The organism is Streptomyces sp. SID5643, from assembly GCF_009872555.1.
Classification (GTDB): Bacteria; Actinomycetota; Actinomycetes; order Streptomycetales; family Streptomycetaceae; genus Streptomyces; species Streptomyces iakyrus.
Window position 1 is genome coordinate 1 of sequence record NZ_WWIC01000218.1, and the last position, 21,777, is coordinate 21,777.

Annotated in this window: 22 protein-coding genes and 1 pseudogene; 7 read left to right on the forward strand and 16 right to left on the reverse strand. The window is 73.1% G+C overall.

The annotated features are described in order from the left end of the window. Positions 1-100 precede the first annotated feature (100 nt). Complete coding sequence (locus GTY56_RS24690; protein ID WP_161367529.1) at positions 101-874, reverse strand: NPP1 family protein; 774 nt, start codon at positions 872-874, stop codon at positions 101-103. A gap of 142 nt (positions 875-1,016) precedes the next feature. Continuing rightward, entirely contained in the window at positions 1,017-1,997 is a 981-nt protein-coding gene (ligD, locus tag GTY56_RS24695) for a non-homologous end-joining DNA ligase (protein ID WP_161367537.1), read from the reverse strand. 116 nt (positions 1,998-2,113) lie between these two features. Here ligD and GTY56_RS24700 point away from each other — a divergent pair, with 116 nt between their 5' ends. Next, positions 2,114-2,629, forward strand: a complete 516-nt coding sequence (locus tag GTY56_RS24700; protein ID WP_161367530.1) for a MarR family winged helix-turn-helix transcriptional regulator — start codon at positions 2,114-2,116, stop codon at positions 2,627-2,629. A 23-nt stretch (positions 2,630-2,652) separates the two neighbouring features. On the opposite strand, the gene GTY56_RS24705 is transcribed toward GTY56_RS24700, so the two are convergent. Beyond that, positions 2,653-3,822: an MFS transporter gene (locus GTY56_RS24705; RefSeq protein ID WP_161367538.1), complete on the reverse strand. Its 1,170-nt coding sequence runs from the start codon at positions 3,820-3,822 to the stop codon at positions 2,653-2,655. A 90-nt stretch (positions 3,823-3,912) separates the two neighbouring features. Between GTY56_RS24705 and GTY56_RS24710 the strand changes: the two genes are divergently transcribed. From GTY56_RS24710 to GTY56_RS24725, 4 genes are all read left to right on the forward strand, one after another. Beyond that, complete coding sequence (locus GTY56_RS24710) at positions 3,913-4,674, forward strand: helix-turn-helix domain-containing protein (RefSeq protein ID WP_161367531.1); 762 nt, start codon at positions 3,913-3,915, stop codon at positions 4,672-4,674. Between the two features lie 50 nt (positions 4,675-4,724). Further along, positions 4,725-5,105 carry a DoxX-related protein gene (locus GTY56_RS24715; protein WP_161367532.1) on the forward strand — a complete coding sequence of 127 codons (381 nt, stop codon included), beginning with the start codon at positions 4,725-4,727 and terminating at the stop codon, positions 5,103-5,105. Then, the gene (locus GTY56_RS24720; protein WP_161367533.1) at positions 5,102-5,569 is read left to right on the forward strand and encodes a peroxiredoxin; all 468 of its coding nucleotides are present in this window, start codon (positions 5,102-5,104) and stop codon (positions 5,567-5,569) included. Before GTY56_RS24715 ends, GTY56_RS24720 begins: the two co-directional genes overlap by 4 nt. A gap of 61 nt (positions 5,570-5,630) precedes the next feature. After that, positions 5,631-7,973, forward strand: coding sequence for an ATP-binding SpoIIE family protein phosphatase (locus GTY56_RS24725; RefSeq protein ID WP_161367539.1), 2,343 nt, complete (start codon positions 5,631-5,633; stop codon positions 7,971-7,973). 2 nt (positions 7,974-7,975) lie between these two features. On the opposite strand, the gene GTY56_RS24730 is transcribed toward GTY56_RS24725, so the two are convergent. Together GTY56_RS24730 and GTY56_RS24735 are read right to left on the reverse strand one after the other, a co-directional pair. Further along, positions 7,976-8,584 carry a DNA polymerase ligase N-terminal domain-containing protein gene (locus GTY56_RS24730; RefSeq protein ID WP_161367534.1) on the reverse strand — a complete coding sequence of 203 codons (609 nt, stop codon included), beginning with the start codon at positions 8,582-8,584 and terminating at the stop codon, positions 7,976-7,978. Positions 8,585-8,621: 37 nt separating this feature from the next. Further along, positions 8,622-9,452 (reverse strand): aldo/keto reductase, encoded by an 831-nt coding sequence (locus GTY56_RS24735; protein WP_161367535.1) that lies wholly within the window; start codon positions 9,450-9,452, stop codon positions 8,622-8,624. A 222-nt stretch (positions 9,453-9,674) separates the two neighbouring features. On the opposite strand from GTY56_RS24735, the gene GTY56_RS24740 reads away from it, so the two are divergent. After that, positions 9,675-10,649, forward strand: a complete 975-nt coding sequence (locus GTY56_RS24740; RefSeq protein ID WP_161367536.1) for a TauD/TfdA dioxygenase family protein — start codon at positions 9,675-9,677, stop codon at positions 10,647-10,649. Between the two features lie 34 nt (positions 10,650-10,683). Here GTY56_RS24740 and GTY56_RS24745 read toward each other — a convergent pair whose 3' ends face one another. The 5 genes from GTY56_RS24745 to GTY56_RS24765 form a co-directional block, all read right to left on the reverse strand. After that, positions 10,684-11,712, reverse strand: a complete 1,029-nt coding sequence (locus GTY56_RS24745) for an LLM class flavin-dependent oxidoreductase (RefSeq protein WP_161362447.1) — start codon at positions 11,710-11,712, stop codon at positions 10,684-10,686. A 79-nt stretch (positions 11,713-11,791) separates the two neighbouring features. Continuing rightward, positions 11,792-13,297, reverse strand: a complete 1,506-nt coding sequence (locus tag GTY56_RS24750; protein ID WP_161362445.1) for a metallophosphoesterase — start codon at positions 13,295-13,297, stop codon at positions 11,792-11,794. Positions 13,298-13,344: 47 nt separating this feature from the next. Next, positions 13,345-14,178, reverse strand: coding sequence for an MHYT domain-containing protein (locus tag GTY56_RS24755; RefSeq protein ID WP_161362443.1), 834 nt, complete (start codon positions 14,176-14,178; stop codon positions 13,345-13,347). Positions 14,179-14,298: 120 nt separating this feature from the next. Then, positions 14,299-15,054 carry a dienelactone hydrolase family protein gene (locus tag GTY56_RS24760; RefSeq protein WP_161362441.1) on the reverse strand — a complete coding sequence of 252 codons (756 nt, stop codon included), beginning with the start codon at positions 15,052-15,054 and terminating at the stop codon, positions 14,299-14,301. 145 nt (positions 15,055-15,199) lie between these two features. Next, entirely contained in the window at positions 15,200-15,820 is a 621-nt protein-coding gene (locus GTY56_RS24765; protein ID WP_161362439.1) for an L-threonylcarbamoyladenylate synthase, read from the reverse strand. Between the two features lie 170 nt (positions 15,821-15,990). Here GTY56_RS24765 and GTY56_RS24770 point away from each other — a divergent pair, with 170 nt between their 5' ends. After that, positions 15,991-17,484 carry a helix-turn-helix domain-containing protein gene (locus GTY56_RS24770; RefSeq protein WP_161362437.1) on the forward strand — a complete coding sequence of 498 codons (1,494 nt, stop codon included), beginning with the start codon at positions 15,991-15,993 and terminating at the stop codon, positions 17,482-17,484. A gap of 230 nt (positions 17,485-17,714) precedes the next feature. On the opposite strand, the gene GTY56_RS24775 is transcribed toward GTY56_RS24770, so the two are convergent. The 6 genes and pseudogenes from GTY56_RS24775 to GTY56_RS24800 all read right to left on the reverse strand — a co-directional run. Further along, entirely contained in the window at positions 17,715-18,941 is a 1,227-nt protein-coding gene (locus tag GTY56_RS24775; protein WP_161362435.1) for a cytochrome P450, read from the reverse strand. Next, positions 18,938-20,176 carry a cytochrome P450 family protein gene (locus GTY56_RS24780; RefSeq protein WP_161362433.1) on the reverse strand — a complete coding sequence of 413 codons (1,239 nt, stop codon included), beginning with the start codon at positions 20,174-20,176 and terminating at the stop codon, positions 18,938-18,940. The genes GTY56_RS24775 and GTY56_RS24780 overlap by 4 nt, the downstream gene beginning before the upstream one ends. Beyond that, complete coding sequence (locus tag GTY56_RS24785; RefSeq protein WP_161362431.1) at positions 20,173-20,802, reverse strand: GTP-binding protein; 630 nt, start codon at positions 20,800-20,802, stop codon at positions 20,173-20,175. The genes GTY56_RS24780 and GTY56_RS24785 overlap by 4 nt, the downstream gene beginning before the upstream one ends. After that, complete coding sequence (locus GTY56_RS24790) at positions 20,774-21,136, reverse strand: DUF742 domain-containing protein (RefSeq protein WP_161362429.1); 363 nt, start codon at positions 21,134-21,136, stop codon at positions 20,774-20,776. Before GTY56_RS24790 ends, GTY56_RS24785 begins: the two co-directional genes overlap by 29 nt. After that, positions 21,133-21,555 carry a roadblock/LC7 domain-containing protein gene (locus GTY56_RS24795; protein WP_107459058.1) on the reverse strand — a complete coding sequence of 141 codons (423 nt, stop codon included), beginning with the start codon at positions 21,553-21,555 and terminating at the stop codon, positions 21,133-21,135. Before GTY56_RS24795 ends, GTY56_RS24790 begins: the two co-directional genes overlap by 4 nt. Further along, a pseudogene (locus tag GTY56_RS24800) lies at positions 21,552-21,777 on the reverse strand (ATP-binding protein); the annotation flags it as partial. The gene GTY56_RS24795 and the pseudogene GTY56_RS24800, both read right to left, overlap by 4 nt.

Genomic DNA, 21,777 nt, shown 5'->3' on the forward strand with positions numbered 1-21,777 from the left:
CGCCCGCCACTACCAGGCCCTGGTCACCATCGCCTGCCTACAACTCTGGCTGCCCTGACATTGCGGACACGACCTAGGGCTCCGGCCGGGCCGGGTGCGGTCAGGCGTACGGGTCGAAGGGGATGCCGGAGGGCTTGGCCTTGGCGAGGTGGTTGGCGAAGTTGCCGTCCTTCAGGCCGAAGTTGGCGCTGCCGAAGTCGTACGACGTGAGCTTGTCGCGCACCCCGGCCGGGTAGCCGTTCCAGCCGACCAGTGCCGGGTACTGCCAGGTGCGCTTGTGGTTCTCCGGCGGCTCGTCGTTCCCGTTCGCGGCGCGGAAGCAGTGCGTGCTGACGCCGTCCTTGTGGTAGACGATCTTCGCGTGCGTGCCGTCGAAGCGGATCGCGGACGCCGCGTGCACGGTGAACCCGCCGTGGTTGGACGTCGACACGTACTTGACCTGGTTGTCCTGCACGAACACCGCGACGTGCTCGAAGTCGTGCCGGTGGCCTCCGATGCTGCTGCCGGCCACGGCCTGGTCCTTCTCGAAGTAGAGGGCGTACAGGATGGCGCACCAGCCGTTGTTGCACTTGGAGCGCGCGTAGCCGTTGGTGTTGTCGAGGTCCGAGGCGTCCCGGCAGTTGCCGTTCAGGGCGCCGGTCGGGTTGAGTCCGCCGTTCACGGTGCCGTCCGGGCCGATCGCGGGCGTGGAGTAGCAGCCGTCGGTGTCGTAGTCGTAGGCGGGCTGGTAGGTCTGCTCCAGGGCGTCCGCGTTGGCGGGCAGCGCCGACGGTGGGGCGGCGAAGGCCGTGGCCGGGAAGGCGAGGACGAGGGCGGCGGCACCGGCTGCTCCGGTGAGCCATCTCCTGGGGTGGGCGAACGGGCGTGACGACACTGCGTCCTCCTTGGTCCGGGCGCAGCCCAACGGCTGTGGGGGAAAGGGAGGTTCAGCTTCCAGGCTGATCGCGTCCATGCCAAGAGGAATGGAGGATCCGAACGGTGAATGAGAGCTCAATAGTTGGGGCCGACCGTTCCTTTCAGACCATGTCGTCCGGGATGTCGGCCGCCGCCTCCTCGGGCGCGAGATCGGGCCGGAGCCGCAGCCAGGAGGGCTGGCGGAGCAGCCCTTCCCGGGTCCGGGTGCTGTAGCGGACCTCGCCGACCAGGCGGGGCACGACCCAGTGCGCGCCCGGGGCGCGCGGGGCGGGGTCGAAGGGGCAGACATCACTCGCGGCGGCCCTCAGCAGCGCGGCGAGTTCGGTGCGTTCGGCCTCGCTCCAGCCGGTGCCCACGCTGCCGACGTAGCGCAGCCGCCCCGCCGCCCGCTGTCCGACCAGCACGGCGCCGGGCAGGCCGGTGAGCCGCCCCTTGCCCGGCTGCCAGCCGCCGACCAGGACGTCCTCGGTGCGCATGTTGCGGATCTTGATCCAGGCCCGGGACCGCACCCCCGGTTCGTACACCGAGTCGAGCCGCTTGCAGACCAGGCCCTCCAGACCGTGCTCCCGGGTGGCGCGCAGCGCCTCGGCGCCGTGGCCGACGAGTGCGCGAGGGGTCGACCAGGACGGTCCGGAGAGACCGAGGTCCTCCAGTGCCGCGCGGCGCCGGGCGTAGGGGAGCCGCAGGAGGGAGTCGTTCCGCAGGTGCATCAGGTCGAACAGCACGAGATGGACCGGGACCTCCGCAGCCCGCCGCGCGGCCCTGGCGGGGGCGTGGGCCAGGCCCATACGGGACTGCAACAACTGGAAGCTGGCGCGGCCCTGCTCGTCCAGGGCCATGATCTCGCCGTCCAGTACGGCGGGCGTGGGGCCGAGGGCGGTGCCCAGCGGACGCAGTTCGGGGTAGGCGGCCGTGATGTCGTCACCGGAGCGGGCGCGCAACAGCACGCTTCCGTCCCCCGGCAGGTAGACCACCACGCGCTGGCCGTCCTGTTTGGTCTCGTAGGCCCAGCGCGCGTCCTGCGCGGCGGAGGGAAGGGTGCCGGACGTGGCGAGCATGGGCGGGATCAGCGGCAGGTCCACGGGTGAGGTGTCGACGCGTCGGCGGCCCGCCACGCGTGTTCTCCGGCTGTTTCCCCTGAACGGGGTGAGCCGCTCGATTTACTTGAGTTACGCAACGAGGTGGTAGCGTGGCGCCCATGTCCACACCGCCGCTCCCTGACGCCCCTTCCCCGGAAGTGACCGAGATCGAGCGTGCGCTCACCCGCGTCACCTACCTGAGCACGCGCGCCCGCCGGCACGAGCGGTTGATGGCTCTGGCGGGCGTGCCGCTCGACCGCGCCGCCGTCGCCCTGCTGCGGCAGATCGCCGAATCCGAGCCGCAGCGCCCGGGGGAGCTCGCCACCCGGCTGGGCGTGGAGGCCTCGCACGTCACGCGCACGGTGCAGCAGTTGCAGAAGTCCGGGTACGTCACCCGCGTCCCCGACCCGGACGACCGCCGTGCCCAGCGCATCGAACTCACCGACGCCGGGGGCGAGGCCATCGCCAGGATCCGCGAGGCCGGCGTCCGCGGCATGCAGCTGGCCCTCTCGGACTGGTCCCTGGAGGAACTGCGGCAGCTCGCGACGCTCTTCCACCGTATGGTCGACGACTTCCTCGCCCACGCCGTCGACGAGGAGGGTGACGCCGGCCAGGCCCCGGCCGGCCCCGCCTGATCTCCGGTCACCGGGCCGCCGGATCACGCGGATCGGGCCGCCGGATCACGCGGATCGGACCCCTCGGCCGCCGTCGCTGCCGTCCCCGGCGGCGCAGGCTCGCGCAGGCCGCACAGCAGCAGCCTGCCCAGCGCGGGCAGCGCGACGAGCGGCAGCAGGGCCGACCGCAGGGACGTCGCGTCGGCCAGCGCCCCGAGCGCGGGGGCCGCGAGGCCGCCGACGCTCACGGTCAGGCCCAGCGTGACCCCGCTCGCGGTCCCCACGCGCCGGGGCAGGAAGTCCTGGCCCAGCGTGATGTGCAGAGAGAACGGCACGTACAGACCCGCCGACGTCAGTGCCACGAACAGGTACACCGGCGGCCCGGGCACCAGGACGAGACCGGCCACGGCCAGGACCGTCAGGGCGTAGGACCGCCGCACCACCGCCATCCGCCCGTACCGCTCCGCCAGCCGGCCCCCGGCCAGCGTGCCGGCCGCTCCGCCGGCGTAGAGCACGAACAGGGCCGCCGTACCGGCCCCCTCCCCGCCACCGGTGCGCTCCCGCACGTACAGCGAGATGAACGTGCCCAAGCCCACGAACACCACGGAGCGGCAGACCACGGCCGCGGACAGCCGCAGGAAGGACCCCCAGTCGTCCTCGCCCAGGGCGGCGGGCGCGTCAGCACTCCCGGCGCCGGAGCCCGCCGAGCGCACCGCCGCCGCGCACAGCACCGCTCCCACCAGGGCCGGGACGACCAGCAGGGGAGAGGCGCGCAGCCCGCCCGTGGACACCACGGCGAAGACCAGCAGGGGAGCCAGGGCGAAACCGGCGTTGCCGCCGAAGGAGAACCAGCCCATCGCGGTGTGCCGGCCCCGCGCCACGGCCCGCGCCACCCGGGCGGCCTCCGGATGATAGGCGGCCACACCCACCCCCGACACGGCCACCACCGCCAGCGTCAGCGCGTAGGAGCCGGTCACCCCGCTCAGGGCGACGCCCGCCCCGGCCGTCAGCGCGCTCAGCGGCAGCAGCCACGGCATCGCCCACCGGTCGGTCAGCACCCCGAACAGCGGCTGCACCAGCGACGACAGCAGGGACGCCGCCAGGACGACACCCGAAGCGGCGGCATAGGAATAGGCGCGCTCGGCGACGAAGTACGGAACCAGAGCGGCCACGGCCCCCTGGTACACATCCACGCAGGCGTGCCCCAGTGACATCAGGGCGACCGGTCGGTCGTGTCTCGAAGTGCTCACCCGGCGATCGTCGTTCGCGAAGCGCCGGGCCCGCTTCCGATAATCTGCCGGACCGTGCCGAACATCCGCCACACTCCTACGGCCCCGACCCGCGCCCAGCGGCTCACCGCAGGCGACCGCATCGATGCGCACCGGCACGATGATCACCAGATCGTCTACGCCGGCGCCGGAGTCGTCGCCGTCACCACCGACGCCGGCACCTGGTTCGCCCCCGGCACCCGCGCCATCTGGGTCCCGGCGGGCACCGTGCACGCCCATCGCGCCCACGGCCGGCTCGACCTGCACCTGGTCGGTCTGCCGGCCGGCGACAACCCGCTCGGCCTCGACCGTCCGGCCGTCCTCGCCGTCAGCCCGCTGCTGCGCGAGCTGATCCTCGCCTGCACCCGTGACCCCGGTGACGACAGCCCCGAGCGCCGCCGCCTGCGCGCCGTCCTGCGCGACCAGCTCCGCCTCTCGCCCCAGCAGCCGCTGCGCCTGCCCACCCCCACGGACCCGCGTCTGGCCGCGGTGTGCGCGCTCGTGCACGCCGCCCCGGCCGATGTGCGCACCCTCGCCGAGCTGGGCGCCGCGACCGGGGTGGGGGAGCGCACCCTCAGCCGGCTCTTCCGCCGCGAGTTCGGCATGACGTTCCCGCAGTGGCGCACCCAGTCGCGGCTCTACCACGCCCTGCGGATGCTGGCCGACGGCCTGCCCGTCACGACCGTCGCCCACCGCTGCGGCTGGTCCTCCGCCAGCGCCTTCATCGACGTCTTCCGCCGCTCCTTCGGCTACACGCCGGGCAGCCGTCACGGGCACGCGCCGGACCCGGTGAACTGACCTGACTACTGTCCGGTAATAATGCGCGGCAGGCCTTCAGAGGAGGAACCGTGTCCCGGTCAGAACGCTCGCCCCTGCTGCTCGCCGGCCTCCTGGCCACCGCGGGCGTCGCCCACTTCGCCACCCCACGCCCGTTCGACGCCACCATCCCGCGGGGCCTGCCCGGCACACCGAGGGCCTGGACCTACGCCAGCGGCGCCGCCGAGCTCGCGCTGGCCGCCGGCCTGGCACTGCCGCGCACCCGCAGGACCGCCGCGCTGGCCACGGCGGCCTTCTTCGTCGGCGTGTTCCCCGCCAACGTCAAGATGGCCGCCGACTGGCGCCACCGCCCCACCCCGCAGAAGGCCGCCGCCTTCGGACGCCTGCCCCTGCAGGTGCCCCTGGTGCTCTGGGCCCGCGGCGTCGCCCGCAACGCGGAGGGCAGGTCATGAGCGCGCGCGTGGAGGCCGGGGACAAGGTCGAGGACTTCGCCCTGCCCGACGAGACCGGCACCGTCCGCAGCCTGTCCGAGCTGCTCGCCGAAGGCCCCGTCGTGCTCTTCTTCTACCCGGCCGCCCTGACCCCCGGCTGCACCGCCCAGGCCTGCCACTTCCGCGACCTCGCCACCGAGTTCGCGGCCGTCGGCGCCCGGCCCGTCGGCATCAGCGGCGACGACGTCGAGCGACAGCAGGAGTTCGCCGGCCGGCACGGCCTCGGCATGCCGCTGCTGTCGGACTCCGACGGCGCGGTCCGCGAACGGTTCGGAGTGAGACGCGGCTTCTCCCTGGCGCCCACCAAGCGCACCACGTTCGTCATCGCACAGGACCGCACCGTCCTCGACGTCGTACGCAGCGAGTTGCGCATGAACGCGCACGCCGACCGGGCACTCGCCGCGCTGCGCGCCAACCGGCCCTGACGCGGTCACGGATGCCGCGTCGCGGTTGATACAGGGCGGCAAAGGGATGATCCTGGACGATATGGAGGACGCCTCCGCTGCTGCGATCATCGACGCCCGCGGCATTCTGACGGGGTGGAGCGAGGGTGCCTGGCGGCTGACCGGCTACCCGCCCCAAGAGGCCCTGGGCCGTGCCGTGCGGGACCTGCTCGCCGAGACCGTGCCGCCCGAGGCGGTGTCCGCGCGCTCGGGCACCGTGATGGTGCGGCACCGCGACGGCTACCTCGTCGGGCTCCGGGTCGGAGCCTGCGCCCTGACGGGCCCGGACGGGGAGGCGAGCGGGTACGTGATCACCGCCGCGCCGCCCGGCCCCGGGGAGACGTCCCTCGCCGGCCGCGCCTTCCAGCAGGCGTCCATGTCGATGTCCGTCTTCGACGTCAACCAGCGCTACCTGCGGCTCAACGACGCCGCGTGCCATGTGATGGGCGTGCCCGAGGAGACGCTGCTCGGCCGGCACTTCCCCGAGACCGTGGAGGAGGCGGAGCACAGCCGCGGCTTCAACTGGCACCTGCGGCACGTCGTCGAGACGGGCCGCCCGCTGCGGTACGAGAGCTACACCGGCGCACCGGCCCTCAACCGGGAGCACGCCTGGGTCACCGAGATGTGGCCGGTGCGGGACGCCGACGGGGAACTCGTGGGGACCGCCCTGGCGGCCTTCGACAGCACCGAGCAGTACTGGGCCCGGCAGCGCCTCGCCCTGCTGAACGAGGCCGCCGCCGGGATCGGCACCACCCTGGACGTGGTCCGCACGGCCGAGGAGCTGATCGGGGTGGTGATTCCCCGGTTCGCGGATTTCGCGAGCGTGGACCTGTTCGACTGGGTGCTCGGAGCGGACGAGGCGCCCACGGCTCCGGCCGAGGAGATCACGCTGCGGCGGGTCGCCCACGGCTCCGTCACCGAGGGCACCCCGGAGGCGGCCGTCCGTCTGGGGGCGGTGGACGTCTACCCCGCGTTCTCGCCGATCGCCCGGGCCATGCGCGAGGGCCGGGCCATCATCAGCCAGGCGGGTGAGCCGGCGTTCATGCGCTGGGTCGCCGAGCGCAATTCCCGCGCACCGGAAGGACGCCCCTACCGCCAGGGTGTCCATTCGATGATGGCCGTGCCGCTGCGGGCCCGCGGCATCACGCTCGGCGTCGCCGTGGCCGTGCGGGTGGCGCAGCCCGACGACTACGCCGCCGACGACGCGGTGTTCGCCGAGGAACTCGCCAGCCGGGCCGCGGTCTGCGTCGACAACGCCCGCCGCTTCGCCCGCGAACGCACCACCGCCCTCGCCCTCCAGCACAGCCTGCTGCCCAGGGGCCTGCCCGGTCAGGCCGCCGTGCAGGTCGCCCACCGCTACCTGCCCTCGGGCTCGGCGGCGGGCATCGGCGGCGACTGGTTCGACGTGATCCCGCTCTCCGGCAGCCGCGTGGCGCTGGTCGTGGGGGATGTCGTGGGGCACGGCATCCCTTCCACGGCGACCATGGGCCGGCTGGTCACGGCCGTCCGCACCCTCGCCGACGTGGACCTGCCGCCGGACGAACTCCTCACCCACCTCGACGACCTGGTCACGCACCTCGCCTCGGACGACCTGGGCGACGAGGTCGCCGAGCTGGGCGCGACCTGCCTCTACGCCGTCTACGACCCGGTCACACGCCGGCTGAACCTGGCCGCCGCCGGGCACCCCGCACCCGCCCTGGTGCTGCCCGACGGATCCGTCCGGCTGGTCCCCATGAGCGCGGGGCCCCCACTGGGCGTGGGAGGACTGCCGTTCGAGGCCACGGAGCTCCAGCTGCCCGAGGGCTCCGTCGTCGCCCTCTACACCGACGGGCTCATCGAGGACCGCGACCGCGACGTCGACCACGCCACCGCCGAGCTGTGCCGGGCCCTGACCGTGCCTGCCGACTCACTGGACGCCCTGTGCGACACCGTGCTGAAGGCCGTCCTGCCGGAGGAGCCCGGTGACGACGTGGCCCTGCTGCTGGCCCGCACCCGGGCGCTGGGCGACGACCAGGTCGCCACCTGGGACGTCACCCCGGACCCCGCGGAGGTGGCCGCCACCCGGCAGGCCGCCACCGACCAGCTCACCGCGTGGGGCCTGGACGAGACGGCATTCGTCACCGAACTCGTCGTCAGTGAACTGGTCACCAACGCCATCCGGTACGGCGCCCCACCCGTCCAGCTCCGTCTGATCCGGGACCGGACCCTCATCTGTGAAGTGTCCGACGGCAGTTCGACCTCCCCGCACCTGCGGCGGGCGCACCAGGACGACGAGGGCGGCCGCGGTCTGCTGCTGGTCGCCCAGCTCACCCAGCGCTGGGGCAGCCGGCAGACCACCCGGGGCAAGACGATCTGGTGCGAACAGTCACTCACACCGCTGTTCTGACCTCACTCCCCGGCCGCGTCGGAGGCCACCTGGGCGAGCGTGCGGCCGGACACGGCCGAGCGGGCCCGACGGGGGTCCGGGGCCCCGTGCGTACGGGCCGTGTCCCCGGCCCGCTTCACCAGCAGCCACGCCTCCTCGCCGTCCCCGCCGCTGCGGAACCGGGTCAGGGCGTACTCGCCGCGCAGCTTGGAACCGCTCAGCCGGAACGTGGCGTGCCCGCGCTCCAGCGACCGGGCGAAGTCGACGGGCCGGCCCTGGCGGTCGTGGCTGAGCGGCTTGTACGTGCCGTGGTCCCAGACGATCACCGTGCCGCCGCCGTACTCGCCGCGGGGGATCACGCCCTCGAACTCCTCGTACTCCAGCGGATGGTCCTCCGTCGGCACGGCCAGCCGCTTGTCCTTCGGGTCCGCCGAAGGGCCTTTGGGGACCGACCAGGACTTCAGCACGTCGTCCACCTGCAACCGGAAGTCGAAGTGCATCGTGCTCGCGTCATGGATCTGCACCACGAACCGGGGCTCGTCACCGGGGGGCGCGCTCCGTCCCCGGGGCTCGCCGGTCCGGTCGAAGTCGCGCTTGCCGCGGTAGTCCCGCAGCCGGTCCCGCTCCGCCACGTGCGGCTCCTTCCTGCTTCGCGCTCCCGGGTACCCGTCAGAACTCCTCGTGCACCTCGGGGTCGGCGCCGACCCTCCGCCGCGGCCTGTCCGCGACGGCGCGCATCTCGTCCTCGCTCAACTCGAAGCCGAAGACGTCGAGGTTGGTGCGCTGCCGCTCCGGGTTCGCCGACTTCGGGATGGGCACCGCGCCCAGCTGCGTGTGCCACCGCAGCACCACCTGCCCGGGGGACACCCCGTGCGCCCCGGCGATCCGCGCCACGACGGGGTCCTCCAGCAGGGGCGTGCCCGGGCGCAGCGGGCTCCAGCTCTCGGTGACGATGCCCTTGCCCGCGTGGAAGGCGCGCAACTCTTCCTGCGGCCAGAAGGGGTGCAGCTCGATCTGGTTGACCGAGGGCAGCACGCCGGTCTCCCGCTCCAGCCGCTCGATGTGCGCCGCCGTGAAGTTCGAGACGCCGATCGAGCGTACGAGCCCCTCCTCGCGCAGCTTGATCATGGCCTTCCAGGCGTCGACGTAGCGGTCCACGCGGGGCAGCGGCCAGTGGATCAGGTAAAGGTCGACGTACTCCAGGCCCAGGCGGGCCCGCGACTCCTCGAAGGAGGCCAGCGTCTCCTCGTAGCCGTGGTGCCGGCCCGGGAGCTTCGTCGTCACGACGATCTCCTCGCGCGGCACCACACCGGAGGACACGCCTCGGCCGACCCCCGTCTCGTTGCGGTAGTTCGTCGCCGTGTCGATCAGGCGGTAGCCCGCCTCCAGGGCCGAGAGCACCGCCTGCTGCGCCTCGTCGTCACCGAGCGGCCAGGTGCCCAGGCCCAGGGCGGGGAGCGTCGTACCGTCGTTGAGTGTGTGGGTCGGGATGCTGATCACCGTCGGGCCTTCCCGTTGACTGTGCGTACGGTTGTCTCGTCCCTCCAGCCTCACGGATGGGGCGAGCAATGATCAACCGGACGACGCGTCGCACAGCGCCGTGTCCCTCGTGTTCGGCGGCCCCGAGCCAGTCGACCGCGGTCCGGGGGCATGGTCGCCCTCGGCGGAGATCACTGTCACGATCTTCGTGACGGATCTCCACCCACGACCAGCGGAGCGCTCATGGCGACGGACAACCGGACGACGGACGAGGCGGCGCGGGAGGCCGGAGTGAAGGTGCGGCCGGTCGCCGGGTACATCGGGGCCGAGATCGGCGGGGTCGATCTGGCGGCCGACCTCGACGACGCGGTGGTCGCCGCGATCAGGGCGGCGGTGCTGCGGTGGAAGGTGGTGTTCTTCCGGGGGCAGCGGCTGGACCACGCCGGGCACGTGGCGTTCGCGCGCCGGTTCGGCCAGACCGTGGTGCTGCCCCGGCGGGGCAAGGCATCGCCGCCGGACTTCCCCGAGATCGAGACGACCGCCGACCGCCTGGAGCTGGGCGGACGGTTCGGGATGGAGCACGACGAGTGGCTGCGCCGCCGCCGGCACACCCTGCTGCGCGGCTGGCACTGCGACCACGGCGCGCGCGTCGACCCGCCCGCCGCGACGATCCTGCGCGCCGAGACGGTACCGCCCTACGGCGGCGACACCGCCTGGTCCAACCTGGCGGCGGCGTACGCCGGACTCTCCGCGCCGCTCCGGCAGTTCGTCGACGGGCTGCGGGCCGAGCACCGGCTCGGCGTCGGCTACCAGCCACGGCCCGGCGACGACGCGTACGTCCGTCACCTGCTGGACCGCCAGGTCGCCTCGGTGCACCCCCTGGTGCGCGTCCACCCGGAGACGGGGGAGCGAATCCTGTACGTCAACGGCTACTACGTCGAGCAGATCGCCGGCCTCTCCCGGCCCGAGAGCGCCGCGGTCCTGGAGATGCTGCTGGAGCAGGCGGTCCGGCCCGAGTACACGGTCCGGTTCCGCTGGGAGCCGGGCAGCGTGGCGTTCTGGGACAACCGGGCCACGATGCACCTCGCCCCCGGCGACACCGCCCATCTCGACCATCCCCGGATCATGCACCGCGTGATGCTCGCCGGGGACGTGCCCGTCGGTGTGGACGGCACGGCGTCGGAGCCGATCACCGGCACCGCGCCGGGCCGCTGGTGACCCGGCCCGGCGGAAGGCGATGGTGGCACCGGCGTCAGAAGCCCGGCTGCCATCCCAGGGCCGGGCCCAGCTTCGTCGCCATGTCGGTGAGGATCTGGACGTAGTCCTCGTGCTCGAAGGTGAACGGCAGCGCGAACGCCACCTCCTCCACCTCCCGGAACGCGGCGTGCGCGTGCAGCCGTTCGGCGATCTCCGCCGAGGTGCCCACCAGATCCGGCGCGAACAGCAGCCGTGCCGGGCCCTGGGGCGAGGTCGTCCGGGGAGTGCGCTGGGCGGCGTACTCCTCGTAGCGTGCGCGCTGCTCGGGCGAGGCGCCGTCCGTGGGGATGACGACCAGGCCCTGCGAGACCCGGGCCGCCTCGCCGTCGGGGTGGGCGGCGCGGAAGGCGCGGATCTGCGCGAGCTGCATCTCCGCGAAGTCGTAGGGGCCCTCGGCCTCTTCGGCCTTGACGACACTGCTGGTGAGGAGGTTCATGCCGTGCTCGCCCGCCCACCGGGCCGACCGCAGGCTGCCGCCGCCGTACCACAGGCGGCTCCCCAAGCCGGGGGACTGAGGCTGCACCCGGTCGGAGAAGACCTCGAAGCCCTCGACCCCGCTGAAGTCCGTCACCGGCTCGCCCCGCACGGCCGCGAGCAGCCGCTCCACGCGCCCGTAGCCGAAGTCCTCCGCGCCGGCCGTGTCCGGGTAGAGCGCGCCCTTGACCTGGTCGAAGTGCAGGGGTGGGCCCACGCTCACGCCCGGGTTGAGCCGGCCGCCCGACAGCAGGTCCACGGTGGCCAGGTCCTCGGCCAGCCGCAGCGGGTTCTCCCAGCCGAGCGGGGTGACCGCCGTGCCCAGCTCGATGCGGCGGGTGCGCTGGGACGCCGCCGCCAGGACGGCGACCGGGGAGGAGATGCCGTACTGAAGATGCCGGTGACGCACCCACGCGCTGTCGAAACCGAGCCGCTCGCCCAGCTCGATGATCTCCAGCGTCGACTCGTGACCTCGGCGCGGATCCGCCGCGTCGAACAGTCCGATGGTCAGGAAGCCCAGCTTGCGCAGCGGTCGTGAGGTCGGCGGCATGAACCCTCCGTCATTGAAACTTCAATGGCCTGTGGTGTGTCAACTCCGCGGAGGCCCGTGCTGTTCCCGTTCCGTCCGGTCAGCGCAGCGGAATCGTCACCTCGTCCTCGACCGGCGGGTCGGCCTCCTGGGCGCGGTTGCCGGTGGCCGCGTAACAGCGCAGCCGGACCGACTCCGGGGAGACGTCCAGACGCAGGAAGCACTTGAAGAACGGCGGGCTGTACGTCGCCGAGCCCGGCGAGAACAGCGACGTGTAGATCTTCCGCACGGGCAGCCGGAACCGCTTCGCCTTGTCGGGGCGGCGGCCGGTGCCGAGCAGCCCCGCGACCAGGCGGACGCGCCGGGTGACGCGGGTCGAGGCGCCCGGTGTCCGAGTGGGCTTGATGCCGAGACGCTCGGCGATCACGGCCGTCGCCTCGGCCTCGGTGAGCGTGAAGAAGCGGCGCATCCGCAGCCGGCGGCCGTAGAGCCGGCTGTAGAAGGCCAGGGAGTCGCCGCGCAGCGGGTAGCAGCGGAAGTCCCCCTCGGTGACGCCGGCGACGTTGACGCGGGGGATCGTGTGGGTGGCGTGCATGAACGCGCCGCCCCCGCCCGCGACGACGTACTGGAGGGTGCGGCCGTCGTCCAGCCGCACCGGGTAGCGCTGGTAGTTGTGGATGTCGCCGCCGATCGCGGCCACGTAGTGGTGGTCCGGGTCGCGGACGATCGCGTCGACGGTCCCGCCCCCTTCGATGGCGCACGGCTCGCACCGGCCGTCCACGTACAGCGGCGAGCCGGTGACCAGGATCTTCGGGCGGGGCCCCCGGGAGACCGCGCGCAGCCAGGCGCCCTGCTCGGCGTCGAGGGCGCCGAGCAGACCCGTGTCGATGCCGACGATCCGCACCGGCCCGGCGTCGATCGCCCAGTACGGGCCCGGCTGGACGGCCTGCTGGTCGGCGGCGGAGCGTTGACTGCGCGCCTCGTCGAGGCGCCGGCCGTCGTCCGGGCCCGGCCGGTGCCACAGCAGCGACCGCAGCCAGGCCCGGGTGAGCGGGCGCGGCCGGGGCTCGGGCGACAGGGGCGGGGCGTCGTCGCAGAAGACGCGCATGAAGCCGCCGAGGTCCTCGTACCAGTCGTGGTTGCCGGGGATCGCGTAGATCGGCGCCGGGTAGTCGCGGTAGGGGCGGAAGAACTTGGTGTCGTAGTCGTCCGCACTGCCCACCGGGTAGATCACGTCACTGGCCAGCACGGCGAAGCGCGTGTCCTGACCGGCCCTCAGCAGGCCCGGCACCACGGCGTACTGGGGGTCGTCACCCTCACCGGTGTCACCGATGACCAGGAACGAGAACCGGTCCGGGTCGTCGCGCCGGATCACCTTGTCGGCCGGTGCGCCGAAGGCCGCCCGCTGCGCCACCCAACGGCTGCGCGTCCCGCCGGTCGGGTCCCCGAGCCAGGAGGCGAGCACGCCGTTGCGGGCGACCCACAGCATCCTGGGGTTCAGCCAGGAGATCTTCTCGGTCTTCAGGGGCATCAACCGCTGGTACGCGCCTCGTTCGGTGGTGCCCCAGCCGGCGCCTTCGGCGGTATCGCGTGAGGAGTCAGACACCGGTGCACGGTAACAACCGGCTCATGAACCGCCCCGAGGCGGGCTGTTCACCGTTCGCGCGCGGACGAGGCCGCTGCACGCCACGAAGGACGCCCCCCGGCCGGGGAGTTGACGGCCGGGGCTGCCCTGCGGGATGCGGCGGACCGCTCGCCCAGCACGAGCAGCGGATCGAACATCACCACGACCCCGGCCAGCAGCAGGAAGACGACCGGGCCCAGCAGCATCGGCAGCAGCAGGGACGTGGGTGAGTCGCCCTCCCAGGTCCCGCCGGTCATGTCGTGCACATGGACGCTGACGGCGGCCATGCCCGTGTAGTGCATCCCGGACACCGCCACGCCCATCACCAGGCTCGCCCCGAGGCTTGTCAGGAAGCCGCGGATGGTGACGGCCGCCCACAGCGCCGCCGTTGCGGCACCGATGGCGATCAGCACGGACAGCGCGACACCGACCGGGTCGTAACCGACCTCGCCGTTCAGCCGCATCGCCGCCATGCCGAGGTAGTGCATGCCCGCGACGCCCAGGCCGGTGAGCGCTCCCGCCACCGCCAGCGTGGCTCCGCTCGCGCCGCGGAGACCGACGATGAAGACGCCGACGCCCACCACGGCGACGGCCACGACGAGACTGAGCACCGTCGTGGCCGCGTCGTACCGGACCCGGGTCTCCTCCACGTGGAAGCCGATCATGGCGATGAAGTGCATCGTCCAGATGCCGCAACCGATGGAGGCGGCGCCTAACGCCAGCCAGCCCGCCCTGAAGGAACGCGCGTCGAGCAGCGAGCGCACGATGCACCGCAGCCCCAGCGCCCCTCCCAGACAGGCCATCAGATAGGCCGCCACCGGGGTCACCGCACCGTAGCGGAACCCGTCGACCGTGCCGTCCATGAGCCAACTCCCCCCGATTCATGGCTGGTTCTCAGCAAGGTCTACGCGCAGGGATCGCATGAGAGCAAGCCCTTACCGTCGGTAGGCGGGCAACTCCTCCTCAGCAGATCCCGATTGGGGTCAGAATGTACGCTTCAGCAGGTCGAGCAGCGCCGACCAGTGCCGCTCGGCGCCCTCCTGGTGGTACGAGGCGGTGTCGGCCTGGGTGAAACCGTGGGGCGCCCCCGTGTACACCTCGCACCGGTGGCGCACGCCCGCCGCCGTCAGAGCCTCCTCCAGGCGCTCGATCTGCTCCTCGGGCAGCGAGGGGTCCTGGTCGGCGTGGCCGAAGTACAGCTCGGCGGTGATCCTGCCGGCCACCAGGTGAGGGCTGTCCGGGGCGTCCGTGGCCAGCCGTCCGCCGTGGAAGCCGGCCGCGGCCGCGACCCGCTCCGGACAGGTGCCCGCCGTGAGCAGCGAGAGCCGGGCGCCCATGCAGTAGCCGGTCAGCGCGACCGGACCGTCGGCAACGGCCGGGCAACCGGCCAGCCAGCTCAGATACGCACCGGCGTCGCGCATCGCCAGGTCGGGCGTCAGAGCCTGCATGACCGGCACGATGCGCTCGAAGATCTCCGGGCGCGCCCCCGGGTCGATGAACTCGGGCAGGTCGAACAGCGGGGCGCGACCGTGCCGGTAGAACACGTTCGGCACCAGCACCGCGTAGCCCTCGGCGGCCAGCCGGTCCGCCATGGACCGCAGCTGCGGGCGCAGACCGAAGGCGTCCATGAAGACCAGGACCGCCGGGTGGGCGGCCCCGTCGGCGGGGTGGGCCAGATACGCGTCGGCGGTGCCGTCCCCGGTGGGGATGTCGACAGCGGTTCCCTGTACGGCCGTCATGGCTGGGCTGCCTCTCTGCGGGGTGGAAACCAGGAACCCGTCCGCGTGACCGGGCGGATCACGGGCATCGTGACACGCCCGTTCCCGGGGCAACTCGCCCGCCCCCGGCACGTGGTTGAACTGTGAACGGCCCTTGGTTCGCGTTTTACTCGAACCGCGAGGGGTCGCCCGCGCCGATCCGCACGATCTCGGCCTCCCCGCCGGAGAAGTCGACGACCGTCGTCGGCTCCGTCCCGCAGTCACCGGAGTCGACGACCCCGTCCAGCACGTGGTCGAGCAGGTCCTTGATCTCCCAGCCCTGTGTCATCGGCTCCTCCTCGCCGGGCAGCAGCAGCGTGCTGGACAGCAGCGGCTCCCCGAGCTCGGCGAGGAGGGCCTGCGTGACGACGTGGTCGGGGATGCGCACACCGACGGTCTTCTTCTTGGGGTGTTGCAGCACACGCGGCACCTCCTTCGTCGCGGGCAGGATGAACGTGTAGCTGCCCGGCGTCGACGCCTTGATCGCGCGGAACACGTCGTTGTCGATCCGCACGAACTGGCCGAGCTGGGCGAAGTCCTGGCACACGAGAGTGAAGTGGTGCCGGTCGTCCAGCTTGCGGATCGTACGGATCCGGTCGATGCCGTCACGACTGCCGAGGCGGCAGCCCAGTGCGTAACAGGAGTCCGTGGGGTACGCGACAAGAGCGTCGGCACGGATGCTGTCGGCGATCTGGCCGATGGTGCGGGCCTGGGGATTGTCGGGGTGCACGTCGTAGTACTTCGCCATCCACCGAGCTTATGCCGCCGGTCCGGGTCGGCGGCGCAGGAGGGGGCCGGGCCCGGGGACACGGGCCCCCGCCGTCCGGCGTCCGGGCCCGGCAGGAGAGCCCCGCGGACGTGAGGTAACGTCCCCGACCGGTGTGCCGAAGCGGCGCGAGAAGTGAGGGGAAGGCCCAGGTGGCTGGCCGAGAGGACGGGAACCGGCAGCAGGAGACGCAGCCCGGTACGGGCCCGGCGTGGGCGGCGGAACTGCTGGAGCATCTGCGCCCGGCCGGACGCGACGTCCGCAGAGTCGTCGCCTGGCTCTCCGGCACCGTGAGCGCGACCGTCGCCCTGCAGGACGCCGCCGGGAACCTCGTCGCCGGAAACCGGCTCCCCCTGGACGAGGACCTGGTCGCGGACATCACCGCCGGCCGGATCGCCTCCGCGGCCTGGCAGAGCCGCGAACGCCACCTGCGCCTGGTCAGGGTGGAGCACCCGTCCCACGCGTGCGTGCTCGCCGTCTCCCGGGACAGCCCCTTCGACCGGCGGGCCTCCGACATCGTCACCCACACCGCCCAGGTGATCGAGCTGCTGCTGACGGTGAACGATTCGAACGCGGCCGGGCACCGGCTGCGCCGGGCCACCGCCGACCTGCGCCTGGCGATCCTGCAACTGCTCATGGTCGAGGACACGATCGCCGCGCGCCGCGTCGCCGCGGGACTCTGGCCCGGCCTGCTCGACGCCGAGACGGCGAGCGTGTACGTCGTCGAGTCCGACCCCGCCGCACGCGACCGCATCGCCGAGGAGTGCCTGGACAGCACCCGGGAGGACGCCCTGGTCGTCCGCTGCCCGGCCATGGACGGCCACGTGATCGTCGTCGGCCCCCGGGAGGCCACGGGCGATGCCCTGCGGTCCCTGGTCCGGCGGCACCCCGGCCTCTTCCTCGGCGGCAGCGTCCGGCAGAGCCTCGCCCGGACCGCCACCTCCTACGGACAGGCCGTCAGCGCCCTCGCCGTCGCACACTTCCGGCCCGACAAGACGGCCGTCTACGCCGAGCGCACCCACCCCGAACGCCTCATGGACCCGGTGGCGCTGCGCGGCTGGACGTCCCGGGTGCTGCGGCCGCTGGACAGCCTGCCGCACCACACCCGCGCCGAACTCCTCGCCACCAGCCGGCTCGGCCTGGAGTTCACCGCAGTCAACGCCGCCAAGGTCCTCGGCGTCAGCCGCAACACCGTCCGCGCCCGTATGGAACGCGTCGAGACCCTGCTCGGCACCGACTTCACCGACCTCACGGCCCGGGCCGTCGTCCACCTGGCGCTCAACACCCAGATCGGCCTGCCCGACACCCCGCACGCCGACGGCACCGAGGACCCCGGGCTGGGGCTCGCCGACCTGCTGTCCGGTCCCACCGTGCGCACCTGGGCGCATGACCTGCTGGGCCGGCTGGACGCCGACACCAGGAACCCCCGCCGGACGCTGCGCACCTGGATCACCGCCGGCGGCAACGCCGAACGGGCCGCTCAGGCCCTCGGCGTGCACGCCCAGACCGTGCGCGAACACGTCCGCAGCGCCGAACCCGTCCTGGAACGCCAGCTTCTCGCCGCAGGCACCGACCTGTACGAGGTCGTGCTGGCGCACCTGGCCGTCGGCGACCTCGACCTGCCGGAACTCCGGCGCCCCGCATGAGCCGGTTCTCCGCCGGGACAACCGCTCGGCCGGGTCCGGACGGGACGAAACCGGGCCATCCGGACTCAGCTGTGCACGGGTGAGCCCCGCAGAGCATGCAGTGGGCATCGACACGGTTCACAAGGCCACAGCCCTGGACGTAGGTTCAACCAACAGCGGGGGCACGACCGGAACGGGGGACCGGTCGCGCTCCCGCGCGCTGCCCTCACACGGCGACGCCCGCCGGTGCGTCAGCCCCGCAGCCGCACCGGGATCTCCTGCCAGCCGAACGCGATGAACGACGGCACCTGCCGCAGACCCTCGTCGCCTTCGGCCAGGCGCAGGCCGGGGAACCGCTCGAACAGCGCCGGCAGCGCGGTCAGCGCCTCCAGCCGGGCCAGCGGCGCCCCGATGCAGCGGTGCACGCCGATCCCGAACGCCAGATGGTCGTCGGCGCCCCGCGCGGCGTCGAACCGGTCGGCATCCGGCCCGTAGCGCTCCGGATCGAGCCCCGCGGCGGCGTACGTCGTGATGATGGCGTCGCCGGCCGGGATCGTCACCCCACCGACGGCGAGGTCGGTGACGGCGAACCGCAGCGGCAGCGACGCGATCGACGGGTGCGCGCGCAAGGTCTCGTCGACGACCGCGTCCCAGCCGATCTCGCCCGAACGCACGGCCGCCAGCTGCCCCGGACTGCGGAGCAGGGCGACCACCGCGTTGCCTATCAGGTTCACCGTCGTCTCGAATCCGGCGCCGATCACCAGCAGGAGCGTGTACAGCAACTCCTCCTCGCTCAGCCGGTCGCCGTCCTCGTCCCGGACCCGGATCAGCTCCGTCGTCATGTCGTCCCCGGGGTGCGCGGCCCGGTGCGCGATCAGCGCGGGCAGCACCGTCCCGATCTGCCGCTGCACGGACGCCGCGCGCTCCGGGCTCGGGTCGGAGGTGTCCATGAGGGCCGCGATGAGCCGGCTGGTGTCCTCCCACAACTCCTCCGGCACGCCCATCAGTTCGCAGATCATCCGCATCGGCAGCGGATGGGCGAGCCCCGCCTTGACGTCGACGACCTCACCGTCGGCCGCCTCCAGCGCGGCCAGCAGCTCCGCCGTGATCGCCTCCACCCGGGGCCGCATCGCCTCGGTGCGCCGGTGCGTGAAGCTGGGCGCGACCAGCTTGCGCAGCCGGGTGTGGTCCGGGCCGTAGGCGGACAGCATGTTGACCACGCCGACCCAGCCCAGGATCCAGCCCCAGGAGGGGTGTTCACCGATCTCGGGCCAGAGCCGCCAGTGCAGCCGCGGGTCCTTGCTGACCCGCGGGTCGAGGATGAGCTCCTTCAGCGTGTCGTAGCGCGTCGGCGCCCAGGCGGGGACACCGCCGGGCAGCTCCACCGGCACGACCGGGCCGAGCCCGCGCAGCCGGGCACTCTCGGCGGCGATGTCGGCTCCTAACGGGTCCAGGGCGATGCGGTCGGTCACGGTCACGGTCGTCCTCCAGGCTGGTCGGGGGAGCGGGGGCTGAAACGGACGGGCAGCGCGGTCAGCGAGCGGTGGAACGGCCCGGGGCGCCACGTCAGGCGCTCGCGCGGCAGCACGGGTTCGAGGTCGGGCAGCCACTGGGTGAGCCGTTCGATCGCCTCGGTGGCGATGAGCAGGGTGTGCTGCTTGACGGGGCAGGCGTGCGGGCCCGCCGACCAGGACAGGTGCGAGGCGTCGGACGGCTGCCGGGCCGCCCCGCGCTCCCGCTCGGCCGCTTCGGCAAGCGCCCCGTAGGAGATCACCACCGGTACAGCGGCCCTGATCCGGGCCCCGTGGAAGGAGACGGCCGTACGGGCGTAGTGGATGCCGTAGTTGGCGAGCGGCGTCTCGTGGTGCAGGACCTCCAGTACCGCGTCCGTCACCGGGCGGGCGCCGCTGGTGAGTGTCGAGTAGTAGGCCGGGTTGCCCAGGATCCGGGACAGCGCGTTGGACACCAGGTTGGCCGTCGGCTCGTGCCCCGCGCCGAGGGTGAGGAACACCTGCCAGGTGACCTCCTCGGGCGTCAGCCCCGCCGGGTGGTCCAGCAACCAGCTCGGCAGGTCGTCGCCGCGCCGTTCGGTCTTGGCGGTGATCAGCTCCAGCACGTACCCGCCGAACTCGGCCTCGCCCTGCGCCGCCCGGGCGCCGCCCTCGATCAGCCTGCCCAGCGCGGCGTTCAGCCGGTCGCTCGCGCTGTCCGGCAGCCCGAACAGGCTGTTGAACACCAGCGCCATCAGCGGCCGGGTGAACTCGCCCACCAGGTCGGCCTCGCCGCGCGGCCCGATCCGGCTCACCAGCAGGTGCACCGCCCGGTGCACCCGGGCCCGCAGATCGTGCGGCTCCACCAGGTCGAAGGCGTCGATGAGCGAGGTGCGGTAGCGCAGGTGGGAGCCACCGTCGGCGAACAGGGTGTTGGGCCGCCAGCGCATCATGCCCAGCACCGGCGAGTCGTCGGGGACGGTCGCCTCCCACGGCCGGGGATCGTGCGAGAACGTCTCCGTGTCGTGCAACAGCTCCAGCGCCGCCCGTCGGTCGGTGACGACGTACGCCGGGACACCGGGCGCCAGTTCCGCCCAGCCGACCGGCCCGTGGGCGCGCAGGGCGGCGTAGTAGGGGTGGGGATCGCGGGCGAAGCCGTCCTCCCACAGGCGGACGGGCACGGCGAGGGGGAAGGCCTGCTCGGTGGGGGACGGGTGGGTCACCGGGGCTCCGGGGGAGGGTTGTGGTCGATCAGGTGCTGCACCAGCGCCAGCAGGGCGTCGACCGAGGAGTCCGCCTCCCGCGCGTCGCAGGTCACCATCGGGGTCATGGGCTCCAGGTCCAGGGCGGCGCGCAGTTGGTCGGGCGTGTGGTGGCGGGGGGCGTCCGGGAAGCTGTTGAAGGCGACCGCGTACGGCAGTCCGGTCTCCTCCACCAGCTCCAGCACGTCGAACGAGGCGTCGATCCGGCGGGCGTCGACCAGCACGAGCGCGCCGAGCGCCCCGTAGGCGATGTCGTCCCACAGCGGCCGGAACCGCTCCTGGCCGGGCGTGCCGAACAGGTACAGCACGATGCCGCCCGGCAGGCTGATCCGGCCGAAGTCGACGGCGACCGTGGTGGTCGACTTGTCCCGTACGCCGGAGAGGTCGTCGACCCCCGCGGAGGCCTCGGTGAGCTGCTCTTCTGTGTGCAGCGGGCGGATCTCGGAGACGGAGCGGATCAGGGTGGTCTTGCCCACCCCGAACGGCCCGGCGATCAGGATCTTCACCAAGTCCTGGGCGGTGTCGGGGAGATGGACGTCCGTACCGCCGGACCGGTCGTCAACGGTGCTTGAGGTCGCGGAGGCCATCGGCCACTCTTTTCAGCAGGTCGGGGTCGAAGCGCCGGGCGCGCGGGATCGGCGCGCGGGCCAGAATCAGGCCGCGGTCGAGGAGGTCGGCGGCCAGCACGAGCACCGCGGAGACGGGCAGCCGCAGCAGGGCGGCGGCCTCCAGCACCGTCAACGACCCGTACTCCAGCTCCTCCAGCAGGGCCGCCTGGGCGGCGGGCAGTCCCGCGGGGGCCGGCTCACCGCTGCCGGTGAGGACGGACAGCCGCTCCAGATGGGCACGGCTGGGCCGCGCCACCCCGCCGGTCGACAGGTACGCGGGAACCAGGGGACGGCCGCCTCGGCGGCCCGTCATGCCGGCGTGTCGCCGTCGGCACCTCGGGGCCCGGCGGCCATGGCCTTCTCGCCCAGCCGCGCCACCTGCGAGTGCACCCGGTGGGCGAGCAGGTCCAGTCGCACCTCGGGATCGCCGTACGCGGCGACGCAGGTGCCGTGGTCCGTCGGCACGATGAGCACATAGCCGTGGTCCGACTCGATGACGACCTGCCGGATCTCGGCCCGGTCGGTGTCGGCGAACGCCGCCGCCGCGGTACGGCAGGCGCCCTGCACGGTGCTGGTGATCGCCGCGACCCGCTCGGCCGACGGCCGCGACAGCGCGTCGGTGTAGCCCGTGACGAGTCCGTCCCTGGTCAGCAGGGCGGCGGCCACGACGTGCGGCACCTCCAGGACCGGTTCGAGCACCCATGCCGTGTCCCCCGTTGCGCGGCTGGTCATCGAGCCGTTCCCCCTTCGTCGTCGTTGCTGTGGGCGTCCTCGGACGCCGGGTCGGCCGTGGTCACGGCCGGGGCACCCTCAGGTACGGCTGGGACGGCGCCGGTGTTCGACCCGGCGGCGAACCGCGCCGCCGCGGTACCCGACTGGAGGGCGCCGAGGGCGGCGGCGGACTCCTCGGGGCGGCGCGGGCGGCGCTGGGGCGGGCCTTCGGCCGCGGCGGGG